Origin of the sequence: Nocardioides oceani (assembly GCF_030412965.1) — a bacterium.
GTDB classification, from domain to species: Bacteria; Actinomycetota; Actinomycetes; order Propionibacteriales; family Nocardioidaceae; genus Nocardioides; species Nocardioides oceani.
Genome location: NZ_JAUHJQ010000178.1, coordinates 1 through 276 on the forward strand (window position 1 = coordinate 1; position 276 = coordinate 276).

Consider the following 276-nt stretch of genomic DNA (forward strand, 5'->3'; position numbering starts at 1 on the left):
AACTGAGAGAAAAGGAGAAGACGCAACTTTCCCTACAAAAGATTGAGCCGAGATTAATCACGTCGACAACTTGAGCAACATCGAAAACTGTGCCCAACATACTGATGGTACCGGTTTTCTAGCCAACCTCGGTACCCTCACCAAAGACGTTTCAGATCCCCTAAAGTCCGTCCCAACGATCATCTTCAACCAGCAGTTTAAAGCCGAAGACAACACTTTAGCCCAAACCAATTTCGTCAAGGCCCTATGCCAGTACATTCAAGGAAACAAGCCCAG

General features: G+C 46.4%; 1 protein-coding gene. It reads left to right on the top strand.

Features of this window, described 5'->3' with window-relative positions; translation table 11 throughout:
- Positions 1 to 70 precede the first annotated feature (70 nt).
- Positions 71 to 276 (top strand): hypothetical protein (locus tag QWY28_RS23740; protein ID WP_300955367.1); only part of this gene is annotated, 206 nt, incomplete at its 3' end.